The following is a 17,739-nucleotide window of genomic DNA, read 5'->3' as shown; positions in this document are numbered from 1 at the left end:
CCGTGCAACCGTTGAATTCGTCTCCATTCGCGTCTGGTGGCGCCTTGCAGTCAATTTATGGGCGATCCCGCAATCGACAATGAGTCCTCGACCGGCTGGCGCCAGCTGATCGGCTGGCGCAACGGCATTGCCTGGCTGGTCCTGCTGTTCACGCTGCTGGTGCAGCTGGTGGTGTTCCAGCACCTGCGCAGCAACGAGGAGCAGGCGGCCAACCAGCAGTTCGACCTGCTGAGCGAAAAGGTCATCGAAGCCATCCAGCGTCGCCTGCACAACCACGAGCAGATCCTGCTCGGCGGCGCCGGCCTGTTTGATGCCAGCGGCCTGGTCAGCCGCGAGCAGTGGCACACCTATACGCAACGCCTGCGACTCGACGAGCGTTACCCGGGCATCCAGGGCGTCGGTTTCACCCAGGCGATCACGCCCGCCGAGCGCGCGGCGCACGAGGCGGCGATACGTGCCGAAGGCTTTCCCGACTACGCCATTCGCCCCGAGGGTCAGCGCCCGCTGTATACCTCGATCATCTACCTGGAGCCGTTCGATGCGCGCAACCGCGCCGCCTTCGGCTATGACATGTACTCCGAACCGGCGCGCCACCAGGCTATGTTGCGGGCGGCGCGGGAGGGGCGCACCAGCATCACCGGCAAGGTCACCCTGATGCAGGAGATCGATGGCGATGTGCAGGCCGGTGTCCTGCTCTACGTGCCGGTGTACCGTCCGGGGCTACCGCTGGACACCGCCGAGCAGCGCATGACGGCGCTGCGTGGCTTCGTCTACAGCCCTTATCGATTGGGCGACCTGATGCAGGGCATTCTCGGCGATGTCGACCTGCCGCTGGATCTGAGCATTTATGCCAGCGACCGCGAACAAGCCGAGCATCTGCTGTTCACCACCCACCAGGCGCCCGAGAATGCCCGCCAGCCCGCCTACAGCCGCCTGCAACAGTTGCAGCTGTACGGCCAGACCTGGACGCTGCGCCTGAACAGCCTGCCGGAGTTCGAGGCGCGCTTTCACGCCAACGACGCGCTGGTGGTCGGCCTGGGACTGGGTCTGAGCCTGCTGCTGTTCTTCCTCACCGCCTCGCTGGCGCTGCGCCACCAGCGCGCCCAGGCGCTCGCCGAACAGATGACCCGGCACATCCGCCGCAACAAGCAGGCCCTGCGGCTGAGCGAGGAGCGTCTCTCGCTCGCGCTCAAGGGCAGCAATGACGGCCTCTGGGACCTCGACCTCGAAGCCGGCACGCTCTACGCCTCGCCGCGCGCCTGGGAGATGCTCGGTTATCGCCCCGGCGAGCTGCCTTCCGATCTCAAGCTGTGGGAACGGGTGATGGTCGCCGAAGACCTCGCGCGCGAACGTGCCCGCCTGGCCCGGACGATGCTGTCCAACGTCGACCACTTCACCACCGAGCTGCGTCTGCAGCACAAGCACGGCGAGGTGGTGCCGGTCCTGCTGCGCGGTTACATCCAGCGCGACACGAACGGCCAGGCGCAACGCCTCAGCGGCACCCTGATGGACCTGACCGAGCGCAAGCGCATCGAGCAGATGAAGAACGAGTTCGTCTCCACCGTCAGCCATGAACTGCGCACGCCGCTGACCTCGATCAGTGGCGCGCTCGGGCTGATCACCGGCGGCGCGCTGGGCGAAGCTCCGCCGGCGATGCAGCAGATGCTCGAGATCGCCTACCGCAACAGCCAGCGCCTCGGTCACCTGATCAACGACCTGCTCGACATGGAGAAGATGGCCGCCGGCAAGATGACCTTCGACCTGCGCGAACACGACCTGGCGCGCCTGCTGGAAGATGCCGTGGCGAGCAACCGGGGCTTCGCCGAGCAACACGGCGTGCGCTGCGTGCTCGAAGCGCCGCCGCGGGTCAACGTCTGGGTCGACGGCCTGCGCCTGCAACAGGTGCTGAATAACTTCCTCTCCAATGCCATCAAGTTCACCCCCGAGCACGGCGAAGTGCGCGTACACGCCATCATGCGCGACAACCAGGTGCGCGTCTGCGTCAGTGACCAGGGTCCCGGCATCCCGCAGGCGTTCCGTCAGCAGGTGTTCGAGAAGTTCGCCCAGGCCGATGCCTCCGACAGCCGCAAGGTCGCCGGGACCGGCCTGGGTCTGGCGATCAGCAAGGAATTGATCGAGCGCATGGGCGGCAGCGTCGGCTTCGAGTGCGTGGACGGCCAGGGCACCACGTTCTGGTGTCAGCTGCCGGTGCAGACCCAACTGTACGGCGACAGCAGCGACGATGACGGACGCCCGCGCCTGCTGGTGGTCGAGGACGAACCGGACACCGGTCGCCTGCTGCACCTGATGCTGCGCGAAGGCGGCTATGCGGTGGATCGCGTGCAGAGTCTGTACCAGGCACGCGAGCGGCTGGCCGCCGGCGGCTATCAGGCGATGACCCTGGACCTGCATCTGCCCGATGGCAGCGGCCGCCAGCTGATCGAGGAGATCCGTCGCGATCCGGCGCTGCGCGGCCTGCCGGTAATCGTCATTTCCGCCGCCAACCGGCTCGACCCCGGCATTGACGACGAACACACCGTCTGGCTGCACAAGCCGATCACCAGCGCGCAGTTACTGACCGCCGTTCAGCGCGCACTCGCACCGTCGCGCTGAGCGGTGCGAACCGAGCGCCCATGAAAAACGCGGGAGGGTCGTCAGACCACTCCCGCGTTCAACAGAACCTTCGCCGCGTCGTGCGTCAGGCCTGGATCGAGCCTTTGAGCTTGTTCATCGCATTCTTTTCCAGCTGGCGAATGCGCTCCGCGGAGACGTTGTACTTGGCGGCCAGATCATGCAGCGTCGCCTTGTCTTCGCTCAGCCAGCGCTGCTGGAGAATGTCGCGGCTGCGTTCGTCGAGGCCTTCCAGCGCTTCGTGCAGACTGGAAGTGGAACTGTCGCTCCAGTCGGCATCTTCCAGCTGGCGGGCCGGGTCGTAGCGGTGGTCTTCCAGATAATGCGCCGGCGACTGGAATGCACTGTCGTCGTCAGCATCGGCAGCCGGATCGAACGCCATGTCGTGGCCGGTCAGACGACTTTCCATCTCGCGGACCTCGTGCGGCTCGACGCCGAGGCTGTCCGCCACGCGGTTGACTTCCTCGTTGTTCAGCCAGGCCAGACGCTTCTTCTGGCTGCGCAGGTTGAAGAACAGCTTGCGCTGCGCCTTGGTCGTGGCGACCTTGACGATGCGCCAGTTGCGCAGGATGAATTCGTGGATTTCCGCCTTGATCCAGTGCACGGCGAAGGACACCAGGCGCACGCCCATTTCCGGGTTGAAGCGCTTGACCGCCTTCATCAGGCCGACGTTGCCTTCCTGGATCAGGTCGGCCTGGGCCAGGCCGTAGCCGGAATAGCTGCGGGCGATGTGCACGACGAAGCGCAGATGCGCCAGAACCATCTGCCGCGCGGCCTCGAGGTCCTGCTGGTAGAACAGCCGCTCAGCCAGTTCGCGCTCCTGCTCGACGGTAAGCAGCGGCAGGCTGTTTACGGTGTGCACGTAGGCCTCAAGATTGGCTCCCGGGACCAGCGCGTGAACAGGTTGCAGAGTCGTGGTCATGCAGTTCCTCCGATAGTGAAGCTGCAGCAGTTTAGCATTGCCGCATGAGACTTCAAGCACACCGAAAAGTTCACTTACGTTACCGATAAGCGCTTATATATCAACGAGTTATCAGCGCGGAGCCAATTCGCTCAAATGCCTCGCCACCGCCAGCCAGGCCCCGATATAGCCCAGCAGCACGGCACCGATCACCAGCGACAGGGCGTCGCCCGAAGGCACTCCGGACAGGCCGAAATCGCTGCCATAGAGCCCCGCCAGCCGCGTTACCGCCTCGTTCAGCCAGCCCAGGCCGTAGGCCAGCAGCAGCCAGGCGATGAGGCCGGCGCCCAGACCGTAGAGCGCGCCCATGTAGAGGAACGGGCGGCGCACGTAGCCGTCCGTGCCGCCAACCAGCTTGACCACCTCGATCTCGGTGCGACGGTTCTCGATATGCAGGCGGATGGTGTTGCCGATCACCAGCAGCAGCGTCGCGATCAGCAGCAGGCTGAGACCGAAAACGAAACGATCGCCGAGTTTGAGGATTGCCGTCAGCCGCTCCACCCACAGCAGGTCGAGCTGCGCCTGCTCGACGCCAGGCAGTGCCGCGAGCCGCGTACGCAGGGCTTCGAGCTTGTCCTTGTCGACTTCCTCGGGCGTGACCACCACCACGCCGGGCAGCGGGTTTTCCGGTAGTTCCTTGAGTGCCTCGCCGAGCCCGGACAGTTGCTGGAATTCCTCCAGCGCCGCCTCGCGGCTGATCCACGTCGCCTCGGCGACATCGGGTAGCGCCGCCACCTCGTCGCGTAGCTTCTCGCCGCGTGCCGCGTCGACATCCAGCTCAAGAAACAGCGAGATCTGCGCCGCGCGCTGCCATGACCCGCCTAGCCGTTCGACGTTGTCCAGCAGCAGCGCCAGCCCCATCGGCAGGCTCAGCGCCACCGCCATTACCAGACAGGTGAAGAAACTGCCGATCGGCTGCTTGAACAAGCGGCTGACGCTGTCCACCAGACTGGCGCGATGGCTTTCCAGCCAGGCATGCAGCAGCGTCTGGAAATCCGGCTCGTCGCTCCTGTGCTCGGCTTTCTTCACCGAGCCGCCGACGCGCTCGGCCGCGCTGGTATTGGATTTGGCTTTGCGTTCGTCGCTCATCAGCTGGCCTCCCCGTCGCCGATCAGGCGACCACGCTGCAGCGTCAGCATGCGATGGCGCATGCGCGCGATCAGCGCCAGATCGTGACTGGCGATCAATACCGTGGTGCCGAGGCGGTTGATGTCCTCGAACACGCCCATGATCTCGGCCGCCAGTCGCGGGTCGAGGTTGCCGGTGGGTTCGTCGGCCAGCAGCAGCGCCGGCCGATGCACCACGGCACGGGCGATGCCGACACGCTGCTGCTGACCGGTGGAGAGATCCGCCGGGTACTGCAGCGCCTTGTCCTTGAGACTGACGCGCTCCAGCGCGGTCATCACCCGCTGACCGATCTCGCGCTTGTTCAGCCCGAGAATCTGCAGCGGCAGCGCGACGTTGTCGAATACCGTGCGATCGAACAGCAGCTGGTGGTTCTGGAACACCACGCCGATCTGCCGGCGCAGGAACGGAATCTGCGCCGTGGTGATACGCGACAAGTCCTGTCCGGCTAGCAGCAGCTTGCCGCTGGTCGGCCGTTCCATCGCCAGCAGCAGGCGCAGCAGCGTGCTCTTGCCGGCGCCGGAATGGCCGGTGACGAAGAGAAACTCGCCGCGCTGCACGTGGAAGGACAGCTCGTGCAGCCCGACGTGGCCGTTGGGGTAGCGTTTGCCGACCTGCTCGAAACGGATCATTTGCCGTCCTGCTGGCCGAACAGCGCCCGCACGAAGGCATCCGCCTCGAAGGTGCGCAGATCATCGATACCCTCGCCAACGCCGATGTAGCGGATGGGCGTGCCGAACTGCTTGGCCAGGGCGAAGATGACTCCGCCCTTGGCGGTGCCGTCAAGCTTGGTCAGCGCCAGCCCGGTGAGCTCGACCGCCTGGTTGAACTGGCGGGTCTGGTTGATCGCGTTCTGCCCGGTGCCGGCGTCGAGTACCAGAAGCACCTCGTGCGGCGCCGTCTCGTCGAGCTTGCCGATGACCCGACGGACCTTCTTCAGCTCCTCCATCAGGTTGTCCTTGGTGTGCAGGCGGCCGGCGGTGTCGGCGATCAGCACGTCGATGCCGCGCGCCTTGGCGGCCTGCACCGCATCGAAGATCACCGAGGCCGAGTCGGCGCCGGTGTGCTGGGCGATCACCGCGATGTTGTTGCGCTCGCCCCACACCTGCAACTGCTCGACGGCGGCGGCGCGGAAGGTGTCACCGGCGGCGAGCATGACCTTCTTGCCCTCCTGTTGCAGCTTGCGCGCCAGCTTGCCGATGGTGGTGGTCTTGCCGACGCCGTTCACGCCGACCACGAGAATCACGTAGGGCCGCGCCTGGCTATCGATGATCAGCGGCTGCTCGACCGGTTGCAGCAGGCTCGCCAGCTCTTCCTGCAGCGCCTTGTAAAGCGCGCCGCTGTCGGCCAGTTCCTTGCGCGACACGCGCCGGGTGAGGTTCTGCATGATCACGCCAGTGGCCTCGACGCCGACATCGGCGGTCAGCAGGCGGGTTTCCAGCTCTTCCAGCAGGTCGTCGTCGATGGCCTTCTTGCCGAGGAACAGGCTGGCCATGCCCTCGCCGATGCTGGCGCTGGTCTTCGACAGGCCCTGGCGCAGGCGGGCGAAGAAGCCCAGCTTGGCCGGAGCCTCGGGCGCCAGCGCGGCAGCGACCGGCTGCGGTTCGGGCTGCACTTCGAGCGCAGGCTCGGGTTCTGGTTCGGCCTCTGGCTCGGGTTCTGGGGGAACGGGCTCTGCGAGAACGGGTACTGCGGACGCAATGGGCGGCTCCGGCTCGGCAGTGCGCTCAGACTGTACGGCGAGTGCCTCGGCCGTCTCGGCCGCCTGGATATCCGCGTGTTCGGCCAGTGGCTGGCTGTCTTCCGGCGGCTCGCTGGCCGGCGGTTCGGCGGCCGGCGCCTGCGGCTTCTTGCGCAGCCAGCCGAACAGGCCCTTCTTCTCGCCGGGCTCGGCCGGCGTCTTCTTGTCGTCGTTTGAACCAAACATGGAGAAGATATTCTCAAGGATGCGAAACGCCGGCAGCCACGCCGCCGGCTGGACGGGCGCTATCCTAGCACCTCCCCGCCGGGGTGCGCTAAGCACGGCCACAGGCCCCACGGCACTGCGCGCTTTGCCTGTTCCGCCCTCGCCAGTACCATGTTCGGCGCTTTGCCCGCCCTGCCGGCCGCTTCGGCGCCATTGACCCGGGAAACCTGCTATGCACCTGACGTTACGCCGCGCTGCGGCCCTGTTGCTCGGCGCGCTGTACCTGCCGCTGGTCGCCGCGACCGACAGCCAGCCGACCCACGAATTCTTCCTCGATAACGGCCTGAAGGTGATCGTGCGCGAGGACCACCGCGCGCCGGTGGTGGTCTCCCAGCTCTGGTACAAGGTCGGCTCCAGCTACGAGACGCCCGGCCAGACCGGTCTTTCGCACGCGCTCGAACACATGATGTTCAAGGGCAGCCGCAAGCTCGGTCCCGGCGAAGCCTCACGCATCCTGCGCGAGCTGGGTGCCGAGGAAAACGCCTTCACCAGCGACGACTACACCGCCTATTACCAAGTGCTGGCGCGTGATCGCCTGGCAGTGGCCTTCGAACTGGAAGCCGATCGCCTGGCCAGCCTCAAGCTGCCGGCCGAGGAATTCACCCGCGAAATCGAGGTGATCAAGGAAGAGCGTCGCCTGCGCACCGACGACAAGCCCAATGCACTGGCCTTCGAGCGCTTCAAGACCGTCGCCTACCCGGCCAGCGGCTACCGCAACCCGACCATCGGCTGGATGGCCGATCTCGAACGCATGCAGGCCGACGAGCTGCGCGCCTGGTACGAGCAGTGGTACGCGCCGAACAACGCCACCCTGGTGGTGGTCGGCGACGTGACCCAGGACGAGGTGCGCGGCCTGGCCGAGCGCTACTTCGGCCCGATCGCCAAGCGTCCGCTGCCGTCGGCCAAGGCGCCGCTGGAGCTGGACCAACCCGGCGAGCGGCGCCTGCAGCTGCACGTCAACACGCAGCTGCCGAGCCTGCTGATGGCGTTCAACGTGCCGAGCTTGTCGACCGAGGCGGACGCGCGCCAGATCCACGCCCTGCGCCTGATCGCCGCGCTGCTCGACGGCGGCTACAGCGCGCGCCTGCCGGAACGCCTGGAGCGCGGCGAGGAGCTGGTGACCAGCGCCTCCGCCTGGTACAACGCCTACGCCCGCGGCGACAGCCTGTTCATGCTCTCGGCGGTGCCCAACGTGCAGAAGGGCCACAGCCTGGCCGATGTCGAAAGCCGCCTGTGGGCCGAGCTGGACCTGCTCAAGCAGAACGCGCCGAGCCGCGAGGAACTGGAGCGCGTACGTGCCCAGGTGATCGCCGGGCTGGTCTACGAACGCGACTCGATCACCCAGCAGGCCACCACCATCGGCCAGCTGGAAACCGTCGGCCTGTCCTGGCGACTGATGGACGACGAGCTGGCCGCGCTGGAGGCCGTCACCCCCGAGGACATCCAGCAGGCGGCGCGCACCTACTTCACCCCTACGCGCCTGAGCGTCGCCCACGTGCTGCCCGAGGAGAGCGCCGATGAATGACTCCCGCACCCTGCGCCGCGACCTGTCCGGCCTGCTGCTGGCCGCCTGCCTGGCCCTGACCGGCTGCGATCAGGACGCTCCCGTCCCGCCACCCCAGGCGGCGCCGACGACGACCGAGGCCCGCCCGGCGGCGACCGACAGCGATGCACCGCGTCTGCAGTCGCTGGCCAGCCTCGACGGGCAGCCACTGGCGCGGCGCAAACTCGACATCCAGACCTGGCAGACCGCCGAAGGCGCCAAGGTGCTGTTCGTCGAGGCCCACGAGCTGCCGATGTTCGACCTGCGGCTGACCTTCGCCGCCGGCAGCAGTCAGGACGCTGGCACACCAGGGCTCGCCCTGCTGACCAACGCGATGCTCAACGAAGGCGTCGCCGGCAAGGATGTCACCGCCATTGCCCAGGGCTTCGAGGGGCTCGGCGCTGATTTCAGCAACGGCTCCTACCGCGACATGGCGGTGGCCAGCCTGCGCAGCCTGAGCGCTGCGGACAAGCGCACGGCAGCGCTCGAGCTGTTCAGCGAAGTGGTCGGCCGCCCGACCTTCCCGGAGGATTCGCTGCAGCGGATCAAGAACCAGCTGCTGGCCGGCTTCGAGTTCCAGAAGCAGAACCCCGGCAAACTGGCCAGCCTCGAACTGTTCGAGCAACTCTACGGCGAGCATCCTTACGCGCATTCCAGCGAAGGCACCGCCGAGTCGGTACCGGGCATCGGCGTGCAGCAGCTGCGCGAGTTCCATGCCCGTGCCTATGCCGCCGGCAATCTGGTGATCGCGCTGGTCGGCGATCTCGACCGTACCCAGGCCGAGGCCGTCGCCGCGCAGGTGTCCGCCGCGCTGCCGCAGGGCCCGGCATTGCCGGCGACCCCGGTGCCCGAGGCACCACCGGCCGGCAAGCACCACATCGAATACCCGTCCAACCAGACCCACCTGCTGCTGGCTCAGCTCGGCATTCCGCGCGGCCACCCGGACTATGCGGCGCTCTATCTGGGCAATCAGATCCTCGGCGGTGGCGGTTTCGGCACCCGGCTGATGGAAGAGGTGCGCGAGAAGCGCGGGCTGACCTACGGCATCTACTCAGGCTTCAGCCCGATGCGCGCCGCCGGACCGTTCATGATCAGCATGCAGACCCGCGCCGAACTGACCGACGGCTCATTGCAGCTGGTGCAGCAGCTGGTACGCGACTACCTTGCCGAAGGCCCGACCGAGGCCGAGCTGGAACGCAGCAAGCGCGAGATCGCCGGCAGCTTCCCGCTCTCGACGGCGAGCAACGCCGACATCGTCGGCCAGCTCGGCAGTATCGGCTTCTACGACCTGCCGCTGACCTACCTGGAAGATTTCATGGGTGAAATCCAGACGCTGACAGTCGAACAGGTCAAGGCAGCGATGAACAAGCACCTGCAGCCCGACGGTTTCGTCATCGTCACCGCCGGCCCCAGCGTCGAGCAGCAACCGCTGCCGCCGCCTACCGAACGACCTGTCGAACAGCCCAGCGCGGTTCCGGAGCATTGATGGCCAACCCACCGATTCGACCCAGCGCCCATGGCGGCCAGGGCCAGCTACGCATCATCGGCGGCGACTGGCGCTCGCGCCGCTTCAGCTTTCCCGATGCCGAAGGGCTGCGGCCAACGCCCGACCGCGTGCGCGAAACGCTGTTCAACTGGCTGATGCCGTACCTCTCCGGCGCGCGGGTGCTCGACCCGTTCGCCGGCAGCGGCGCACTCTATCTCGAGGCGTTGTCGCGCGGCGCCGGCATGGCGCTGGCGCTGGACCTCAACGCCAACGCCATCGCCAGCCTGCGCAAGCACCTGGACACGCTCAACTGCGGCAACGGCCAGCTGCTGCAGAGCGATGCCCTGCGCTACCTGGAAACCCAGACGCCGACGCCGTTCGATCTGGTGTTCCTCGATCCGCCGTTCAACAAGAACCTGCTGCAACCGGCGTGCACGCTGCTCGAAGACAAGGGCTGGCTGGCCGAGCGCGCCTGGATCTACACCGAAAGCGAAGCGGCGCCGTCGAGCCTGGGGCTGCCGGCCAACTGGCGCCTGCATCGCGAGAAGAAGGCCGGCAAGGTGTACTACGCGCTGTGGGAGCGCACGGCCTGAGCGGATCAGCTGCCGCTGCGGACGCGCGGCACCGTGCGGTTCAGTAGAAGTCGACCGTCTGCCCGTCGCGGTCGAACGCCAGGAAGCGACCGATGTTGCCGGTCTCGATGGCAGCGACCATCATCTTCAGCGGCTCCTCGGCGTCGTCCGAGCCGGGCGTGATGCCGGCCAGCCCCGGCAGTGCGGCGGCGAAGAACAGGTCCCAGGCCACGCCGGTACGCCGCGACTCCTCGCGCAGCGCGGCGAAGCTGCTCAGCTCCTCGGGCAGCTTGTCGACGCAGAGCACCGGCTTGAGCGAGCCGCCGGCATTCTCCTCGAAGCGCTGGCGCTCCTCCTCGGTGGCGTCGTCAGGCAGTTCCGCCGTGACGAAAACGAACAGCAGCCGCTGCGGCTCGCGTTCCTGCCGCGCGGCATTCAGGAGTTCATCGAACGGGGTGGTGGTCATGGCTTGGTTTCCAGGCTGCGGATTCACCGTGCACTGTTTACCCGCGGCGGCGCGCTGGCCATATCTCCAAAGGTATACGTCCGCCGAAAGGCCGGCACCATTCAAGCCGCACATGGTGCTGTTCATTGCCCACGGCGGGCACTAACGTCGAGCCAACCCATGCGCTGCGAGCAACCGTGACCGACCTCTTCCAACCCGCCTGGTGGCTGCCGGGGCCGCATCTGCAGACCCTGTGGAACCCGTTCCTGCGCAGCGCGCCGGCACTCGCGCGACGGCGCGAACGGCTGTGGCTGGCCGATGGCGACTTCATCGACCTCGACTGGCACGGCCCGCACGACGCTGCGGCGCCGCTGGTGCTGGTGCTGCATGGGCTCACCGGCTCGTCCAGCTCGCTGTACGTGCTCGGCCTGCAGCAGCAGCTGGCCGCGCGCGGCTGGGCCAGCGTGGCGATCAACTGGCGCGGCTGCTCGGGCGAGCCCAACCTGCTGCCGCGTGCCTACCATTCCGGCGCCAGCGACGACCTCGGCGAAGTCATCGCTCACCTGCAGGCCAGCCGCCCGCTGGCGCCGCTGCACGCGGTCGGCTATTCGCTGGGCGGCAACGTGCTGCTCAAGTACCTCGGCGAAAGCGGCGTCAGCAGCCCGCTGCGCAAGGCCGTCGCGGTTTCGGTGCCGTTCCGTCTGGACCAGTGCGCCGACCGCATCGGCCTGGGTTTCTCGCGCCTCTATCAGGCGCACTTCATGAAGGCGATGGTCGCCTACGTGAAGGACAAGCAACGGCTGTTCCGCGAACGCGATCTGCAGCAGCACCTGGCCACGCTCAGCGGCCTGGGCACGCTCGACGGCATGCGCACCTTCTGGGATTTCGACGGCCGCATCACCGCGCCGCTGCACGGCTACCGGGACGCCCAGGACTACTACCGGCGTGCGTCGAGCCGCTATTTCCTGCCCGACATCGCGATCCCGACACTGCTGATCCAGGCCGCCGATGACCCCTTCGTGTTCCGCCACAGCGTGCCGGAACCCAGCGAACTGTCACCGACCACCACGCTGGAGTTGCACGCCCACGGCGGGCATGTCGGCTTCATCGAGGGCACACCGCGCCGCCCGCGCTACTACCTGGAGCGGCGCATTCCGCAGTGGCTGGCTGACGTCTAGGCGCGCTTAGCCGCCGAACGGCAGCCACGCGTGGGGGAATCGTGCCTTGAGGCCGAGCCGGTCGATGCGCCACTCCGGCGGCAGCCCGTCCTGCACCCGCGCAATCACCCGCAGGCTGCGCGTCGGTGCGCTGAACGGCGGGCGCAGCTCGACCGGCACCGGCGCGGCGTCGTCCACCGCCTGGATCACCACCGCCTGCCGCTGGCTGTGGTCCGGGAAAATCAGCGTCAGCGACTTGCCGGGCATGGCCTCGGCGGCATGCCGCGGGTCGAGATAGACCCACACCTGCGGTTCGCCGTCGCTTTCCACGCGCAGCAGCGGTGTGCCCGGTCCGACGTTCTCGCCGGGCGCGACGAGGATTTCGCCGACGCGGCCATCGTTCTCGGCGCGCAGTTCCAGCCCCTGCAAACGGCTGTCCAGCCAGGCCAGCTCCAGATCACGCTGGCGCTGCTCGGGGCCGGCCTCCGGCTGGCGCCGCTGCTCCAGCTGATACAGCTCGCGCAGCCGCGCATCACGCAGATCGGTCGCCGCCAGCAACTCGCCACGGGTCGCCGCGCCAGCATCGAGCAGTCGCCGGACCTGCCGCACGCGCGCTTCGGCGCCCGCCAGCGACGCCTGCAGCAGCGCACGTTCGGCTGCCAGGCTCGCGGCGTTCGGGCTTTCCGTCGGTGCGCTCGCCGCCTGCAGCAGGAAGCGCCGCGCGCGCCATTCCGGGTTATCCAGACGTACCAGCAGCTCGCCGGCCGTGACCCGCTGCCCCGGCTGTACCAGCAGTTGCTGGACCTGCGCGGCGTCACGCGCGCGCAGCTCGCTGCCCGGCAGATGCAGCTGCGCCGGCGCCTCGATCAGCCACAGCGTGAGCACCCAGCGGCCGATCAACCACAGCAACGGACTGAGTACCGCGAGCAGAATGAGGTACCAACGCAGCCGGAAGGCCAGGCGCTTGCCCGGCGCATAGAGCACCTGCAGGCCCTGCTCCTGGGTGGGTTGTTGCTCCTTGGCGCTGGAGAATTTGATCTTCATGCGATGTGCTCAATGGGGGTAGTGAGACCAGTCCTGCCAGTCGATGCCGACGACGGCCTGTGGCTGCAACTGCTGGCGCCAGCGCTCGGTCTGCGCCTGCAGTTGCGCGCGCGAGGCAGCACTCCAGCTTTCCTCGGCGGCCAGCTGCGGTTCCACGCTTTGCGCCAGGCGGAACGACAGCCCCGGCCAGCGGCGTGCGATAGCCTCCGTCAGCTCGGCGCTGCGTGCGGCGTTGCGGGTGTAGATCATCAGGCTGACCTGGCGCACGCCGCGCTGGCGCAGCTCGCAGGGCACGCAGTATTCGCCGGCGCGCGGCGCAGCGAACCAGCGGTGATGGCTGGACAGTTCGAGCGGCCAGGGGCTGACACCGGCGACCGCCGTCAGCGTGTCCATCCAGTCGCGCAGCCGCGCCTCGGGCACCGGCCAGCCGAGCTGCTCGACCTCCAGATCCAGATGCAGACCGGCGAACGGCAACGCGCGCAGATCGCCGAGCAGATCGAGCAATCCCTGGCGACCGTCGGCCTGCAACCAGTGCGGATCGCCGAGCAGCAGCAGCACCTCGAAGCCCTGCTCGCGCGCGGCACCGAGCAACCCGCGCAACTGACCGCGCAGGCGCTCCGGCTGCGCCACCTGGGTGGCGTCGAGGCCGAGATAGAGGCGCTGCATGCCGGCCACGCGCAGCTGCGCGAGTGCCTCGGCGCGGCGCTGTTCATCGAGCAGCGCGTGACTCTTCCAGACGTAGACACCCTGCTGCCAACGCGCGGCACGGGGCGCCGCCGAGGTGCGCGCCTCGGCCTGCGGTGCCTGCCAGTCGAGCGTGCCCGGCCCCAGCAGCGGCGCGTGCGCCACGCTGTCGTCGACGAACAGGTGCAGAGCCGCTTCCCGCAGCCACAACCCGTGCCAGGCGGCGATCAGGCGCAATCCGGCGTAGGCATGCTCCAGCTCGGCCGCCAGGCTGCCCAGCCAAGCCTGATCGACATCGCCAGCGCGCCGCAGACGCTGCTCGCGCGTGGCCAGCGCCGCCGTTTCCAGCTGCTGACGCGCCTGCAACAGGTCTTCGGCGGCCGCGCGCTGCGCGCGCAGCGCCTGGCCGAGCCCCTGCTGCAGCCCCTCACGCTCGGCATCCAGCTGCGCCAGTGCCATCTCGTGGCGTGCCACGCCCTCGTCAGTGCGCGCCCGCCCATAGGCCAGCGGATCGAAAGGGGCCGACAGGCTGATGCTGGCCACCAACCCATTGCCCGGCTCGTTGCCGCCGCTGCGGTCTTCGTAGCTCTGCGCGACGCTGAAGCTCGAGTCGACCGCCGCATACCACGGACTCTGCCGATTGCGCTCGGCCTGACGCAGCTGCTCGCGGCGCTCCTGTAGCCGCGGATGCCGTTCGAGCTGCTGCAACCAGGCACCCAACGGCTGCGCAGCGCTCGCCAGCGCCTCGGCGCCGGCCTGCTGCCGCGCGTCGATGGTCTGTCCACTCACCGACTGCAGGCTGTAGCGGGTTTCTTCCAGCATCGGCCCGGCGGCGGCACAGCGGCGCTGCAGCGCCTGCCAGCGACCGTCCTGCAGACGCGCCTCGGAAGCCAGCAGCCAGCCTTCGCGCAGCCGCGCCGCCAGTTGCGCGCGCGCGCGTTGTGCAGGCGCGGCGATGCCGTCGCACCAGCGCAGTTCCTCCTGCGCCCGCCACCAGTCGGCATAGGCGCTACGCAGTGCCAGGCGCTGCTCGAGGCGCGCCAGCTGCAGCCGCGCCTGCTGTTGTTGGCGCTGGTCTTCGACGCTGCGCAGCGCATCCTGCTGGCGCTTCAGGCTGCCGAGCAGCGGATGGCGCAGGCCGAGCGCCAGATCGCGGCCGTAGTAGTCATCGCGCACCTCCTCGGTCACCAGCTCACGGTAGCGGCCGGTGCCCGCCGAGGCGAACCACTGCCAGCCGGCTTCGGCCTCGCGCTGGCGCTGCAAGGCCTCGAGCGCCGCGCCTTCGGCCTCGGCCGCGCGCAACAGCGGCGTGCTGTCGGCGCCATCGAGCAGCGCCGGCAGTGGCAATACCTCGGCCAGACAGGATGAAGCCAGTCCCAGCAGACCCAGCAATAGGAATACTCGCCGCATCAGAACCTCTTCGCCTTGCGCAGCACCCACCAGGGCGCCATCGAGGTTTCCTCATGGCCACGCCGGATCATTTCGTTGAGGATCGCCACCGCGCTCCAGCAGCGCATGACGAACATGAACAGCGGAAACAGCGGCACCACCCAGCACAGCCACAGGTCCTGCCGCGGCCGTTCGGACACCATGCTCACCGCCACCACGTAGGCCAACAGGGTGTTGGCCAGGTACACCAGATAGACCAGCCAGGCGAGCACGAGAAAGGTCGACAGCGCCAGCGAGTACAGTCCGACGATGAAGTAGCCGAGGATGATGAACGGCAGCACCAGCTGGAAGAAGAACCCGCTGACCAGCACCACCAGAAAGTTCGGCCAGCCGAGCAGGCGCGGCGTGAAGCTGTGGCGATGCTTGCGCACATAGAGGAAGAACAGATCGCCATCCCAGCGCAGGCGCTGCATGAGGAACTGGCGGAACGTCACCGGCGCGTCGGTATGGCCGATGGCGCACGGCTCGAACGGAATGCGCAGCGGCCGGCGGCCGAAGTAGTTCTTGATGCGCAGGGTGATATCCAGATCCTCGGCGGTATGGGTGTCCCAGCCACCGATTTTCTGCAGAAAGCTGCGACGAAATGCGCCGAACGCGCCGGATACGTTATTCACCACGTTCCACTCGCTGAGGCCGATCTTGGCCAGCTGGATCGACAGCAGGTATTCCAGCGCCTGCATCGCCGTGGTCAGCGAGGCACGGGCATTGCGCACCCGCAGGCTGCCGGCCACCGCCGGCACGTCCGGATCCTGGAAATGGCGCACCACGTTGACCACCATGTCGTTGTCGAACGAGGTGTCGCCATCCAGCGCCATGACGATCTCGCCGGTGCTGTATTCCAGCCCTGCATTCAGCGACGAAACCCGGCCACCGCGCTGCCACTTGGCGATCGGCCGCAGAAAGCGCCGCGGATACAGCTGCGCATCGAGGCGAAAATCCCGCACGGCCTGCATCGTCGCGTGATTGGCCGTCGCGCCGTCGACCACCGGAATCATCTCGATCTCGCCGCGATAGGTCTGCTCGCACAGGCTGAGCAGCGTGGTCTGCACATCGCGACCTTCGCTGTAGCAGGTGATCACGCAGGACACGCGCGGCTGGTAGCTGTTGCCTTCTGGCAGTTCGAAGGGTTTGCGCACGAACCAGCGCAGCACGCCGAGCAGGATCACTAGACTGAGCGGCACCTCCAGCAGCAGAAACGCCGGAAACAGCATCACCAGCAGATAGCCCAGTCCGTCGGGCTTGTCGATTTCGCCGAGAATCCCCAGCCACTGCAGCCAGAAACCCTCCATCTCAGCCCAACTCCCCGTTCAGGCGCGCCAGCAGCAACGCGGCATCTTCCTGTTCGAGCAGGTCGGCCGGGGCGGTGAAGCCGATCTGACGCAGCTGCAGCTGGCCGATCTGCTCGCTGGCCAGACGCTCGGCACCTTCCTGCAGGCGTTTACGCACCACTGCCAAGCCGGCCGCATCGGTGTGCGGCATCATGATCCAGAGGATCTCTTCGCTGACCCGGCTGCAGCGATCGGTGTCGCGCACGGCTTCCTGCAGACGCTCCACCAGGCTGTCCACCAACGCATGGCCGCGCAGCTCGCCGAGTGCGCTGATGGTCGCCGCCAGGTTGACGAACCGCAGCCCCAGCAGGGAGAACGCCGGCTGCTTGTAGCGCCGCACCAGCTGCAGCTGCCAGTTGAGCAGCTCGTGGAAGGACTTCTGGTTGAGCAGGTTGAGCGCACCGAACTGATCGGTCTCGGCGACACTGGCCGAGTAACCCTGCCGACAACGCAATCGCCCGGCCTCGGCGAGGCGGAAGTGACGCACCTCGCGCACGCGCAGCTTGTCCGGCGCATGGGCCTGGCCACAGTCCAGGCAGCGCGCCTCGACTTCGGCATCGACGAAGAACGCCTGGCAGCTGCGGCAGCGATAGTTCTCCAGCGGCCGGTCGTAATCGCTGCCGATGTGACGCAGGCGCGAGAAACAGTTCGGGCAGAGCAGCAGGCCATCCTTGAGGAAGTGCTCCTGGGCGCCGACGTGGCCGCAGGTGAAGCAGTGCAGCGACGGCTGACGGGCGATTTCCAGCGTCTGGCACTCGGGGCAGACATCCACGTAGTTCAACCGGCCGGAGCCACAACCGACGCACAGGCGCACCCGATCGACCAGCTCACCCTCTTCCAGCCAGCCCTGCTGGGTCATCAGCTGTAGCCAGGCGAAGGCGTTCGGCGACTCGTCGTCCTCCAGCGCCTCCAGCAGCGGATAGTGATAGTGCTGCGCCACGCCGGCATCGCGCACCGCATGGATGGCGCCGTGCGGGCGCAACCACAGCCAGGCGAGCACGCGCGACTCGAAACGCTCCGGCGCCACCCCTCGGTTGAACAGCGCGAAGCGCTCCTGCCAGAGCCGCCAGAGCGGCACCAGGGCGCTCAGATCAGCCGGCGGCGCGCCGTCGCTCAGCGCCTTGCAGGACGCGTCCTGCTCCTGGCAGCAATAGATCAGGCTGAAGCGATAACGCTTGTCCATACGCAGGCTGCGCAAGGCTTCGCCGGCGCGCACCGCCGGCAGATCGAGCAGAACGATGTCATACGCCGGCAGCGCCGCGAGCGCGGACCACTCGGGGTGCCGCTCGTATTCGATACCGACAACAGGGGAAGAAGACGCACCAAGAACAGCGACGCGTGGCATGGG

At 67.6% G+C, this 17,739-nt stretch carries 14 protein-coding genes; 5 read left to right on the top strand and 9 right to left on the bottom strand.

Going from position 1 to position 17,739, the window contains the following annotated elements; translation table 11 throughout:
- Window positions 1–57 precede the first annotated feature (57 nt).
- Window positions 58–2,613, top strand: coding sequence for a hybrid sensor histidine kinase/response regulator (locus HU825_RS06470; protein WP_234303158.1), 2,556 nt, complete (start codon window positions 58–60; stop codon window positions 2,611–2,613).
- Window positions 2,614–2,698: 85 nt separating this feature from the next.
- On the opposite strand, the gene rpoH is transcribed toward HU825_RS06470, so the two are convergent.
- From rpoH to ftsY, 4 genes are all read right to left on the bottom strand, one after another.
- The gene (gene rpoH / locus HU825_RS06465; protein WP_008568531.1) at window positions 2,699–3,553 is read right to left on the bottom strand and encodes an RNA polymerase sigma factor RpoH; all 855 of its coding nucleotides are present in this window, start codon (window positions 3,551–3,553) and stop codon (window positions 2,699–2,701) included.
- A 111-nt stretch (window positions 3,554–3,664) separates the two neighbouring features.
- Window positions 3,665–4,681 (bottom strand): permease-like cell division protein FtsX, encoded by a 1,017-nt coding sequence (ftsX, locus tag HU825_RS06460; protein WP_054094357.1) that lies wholly within the window; start codon window positions 4,679–4,681, stop codon window positions 3,665–3,667.
- On the bottom strand, window positions 4,681–5,349 hold the full coding sequence (gene ftsE, locus HU825_RS06455) for a cell division ATP-binding protein FtsE (RefSeq protein WP_008568533.1): 669 nt from the start codon (window positions 5,347–5,349) through the stop codon (window positions 4,681–4,683). The genes ftsX and ftsE overlap by 1 nt, the downstream gene beginning before the upstream one ends.
- Window positions 5,346–6,644, bottom strand: a complete 1,299-nt coding sequence (gene ftsY / locus HU825_RS06450) for a signal recognition particle-docking protein FtsY (protein WP_234303157.1) — start codon at window positions 6,642–6,644, stop codon at window positions 5,346–5,348. Before ftsY ends, ftsE begins: the two co-directional genes overlap by 4 nt.
- Window positions 6,645–6,855: 211 nt before the next feature.
- On the opposite strand from ftsY, the gene HU825_RS06445 reads away from it, so the two are divergent.
- From HU825_RS06445 to rsmD, 3 genes are read left to right on the top strand one after another with little or no spacing between them, the layout of a single operon-like run.
- The gene (locus tag HU825_RS06445) at window positions 6,856–8,208 is read left to right on the top strand and encodes a M16 family metallopeptidase (protein ID WP_138300872.1); all 1,353 of its coding nucleotides are present in this window, start codon (window positions 6,856–6,858) and stop codon (window positions 8,206–8,208) included.
- Window positions 8,201–9,712 carry a M16 family metallopeptidase gene (locus HU825_RS06440; RefSeq protein WP_043299487.1) on the top strand — a complete coding sequence of 504 codons (1,512 nt, stop codon included), beginning with the start codon at window positions 8,201–8,203 and terminating at the stop codon, window positions 9,710–9,712. Before HU825_RS06445 ends, HU825_RS06440 begins: the two co-directional genes overlap by 8 nt.
- Entirely contained in the window at window positions 9,712–10,305 is a 594-nt protein-coding gene (gene rsmD / locus HU825_RS06435) for a 16S rRNA (guanine(966)-N(2))-methyltransferase RsmD (RefSeq protein ID WP_234303156.1), read from the top strand. Before HU825_RS06440 ends, rsmD begins: the two co-directional genes overlap by 1 nt.
- Window positions 10,306–10,345: 40 nt before the next feature.
- On the opposite strand, the gene HU825_RS06430 is transcribed toward rsmD, so the two are convergent.
- Window positions 10,346–10,750 (bottom strand): hypothetical protein, encoded by a 405-nt coding sequence (locus HU825_RS06430; protein ID WP_003286293.1) that lies wholly within the window; start codon window positions 10,748–10,750, stop codon window positions 10,346–10,348.
- Between the two features lie 176 nt (window positions 10,751–10,926).
- Between HU825_RS06430 and HU825_RS06425 the strand changes: the two genes are divergently transcribed.
- Window positions 10,927–11,907, top strand: a complete 981-nt coding sequence (locus HU825_RS06425) for a hydrolase (protein ID WP_077682790.1) — start codon at window positions 10,927–10,929, stop codon at window positions 11,905–11,907.
- Between the two features lie 6 nt (window positions 11,908–11,913).
- Here the strand turns inward: HU825_RS06425 and HU825_RS06420 are convergent, their stop codons facing one another.
- From HU825_RS06420 to HU825_RS06405, 4 genes are read right to left on the bottom strand one after another with little or no spacing between them, the layout of a single operon-like run.
- Window positions 11,914–12,930 (bottom strand): HlyD family secretion protein, encoded by a 1,017-nt coding sequence (locus tag HU825_RS06420; RefSeq protein WP_234303155.1) that lies wholly within the window; start codon window positions 12,928–12,930, stop codon window positions 11,914–11,916.
- Window positions 12,931–12,939: 9 nt separating this feature from the next.
- Complete coding sequence (locus HU825_RS06415) at window positions 12,940–15,024, bottom strand: TolC family protein (protein ID WP_284692202.1); 2,085 nt, start codon at window positions 15,022–15,024, stop codon at window positions 12,940–12,942.
- Window positions 15,024–16,352 carry a glycosyltransferase family 2 protein gene (locus HU825_RS06410; protein ID WP_013984348.1) on the bottom strand — a complete coding sequence of 443 codons (1,329 nt, stop codon included), beginning with the start codon at window positions 16,350–16,352 and terminating at the stop codon, window positions 15,024–15,026. The genes HU825_RS06415 and HU825_RS06410 overlap by 1 nt, the downstream gene beginning before the upstream one ends.
- A 1-nt stretch (window position 16,353) precedes the next feature.
- Entirely contained in the window at window positions 16,354–17,736 is a 1,383-nt protein-coding gene (locus tag HU825_RS06405; protein WP_043299482.1) for a TackOD1 domain-containing metal-binding protein, read from the bottom strand.
- Window positions 17,737–17,739 lie beyond the last annotated feature (3 nt).

It is taken from the genome of Pseudomonas phenolilytica, from assembly GCF_021432765.1.
Lineage (GTDB): Bacteria > Pseudomonadota > Gammaproteobacteria > Pseudomonadales > Pseudomonadaceae > Stutzerimonas > Stutzerimonas phenolilytica.
This window is presented reverse-complemented; position numbering and strand designations above follow the sequence as displayed.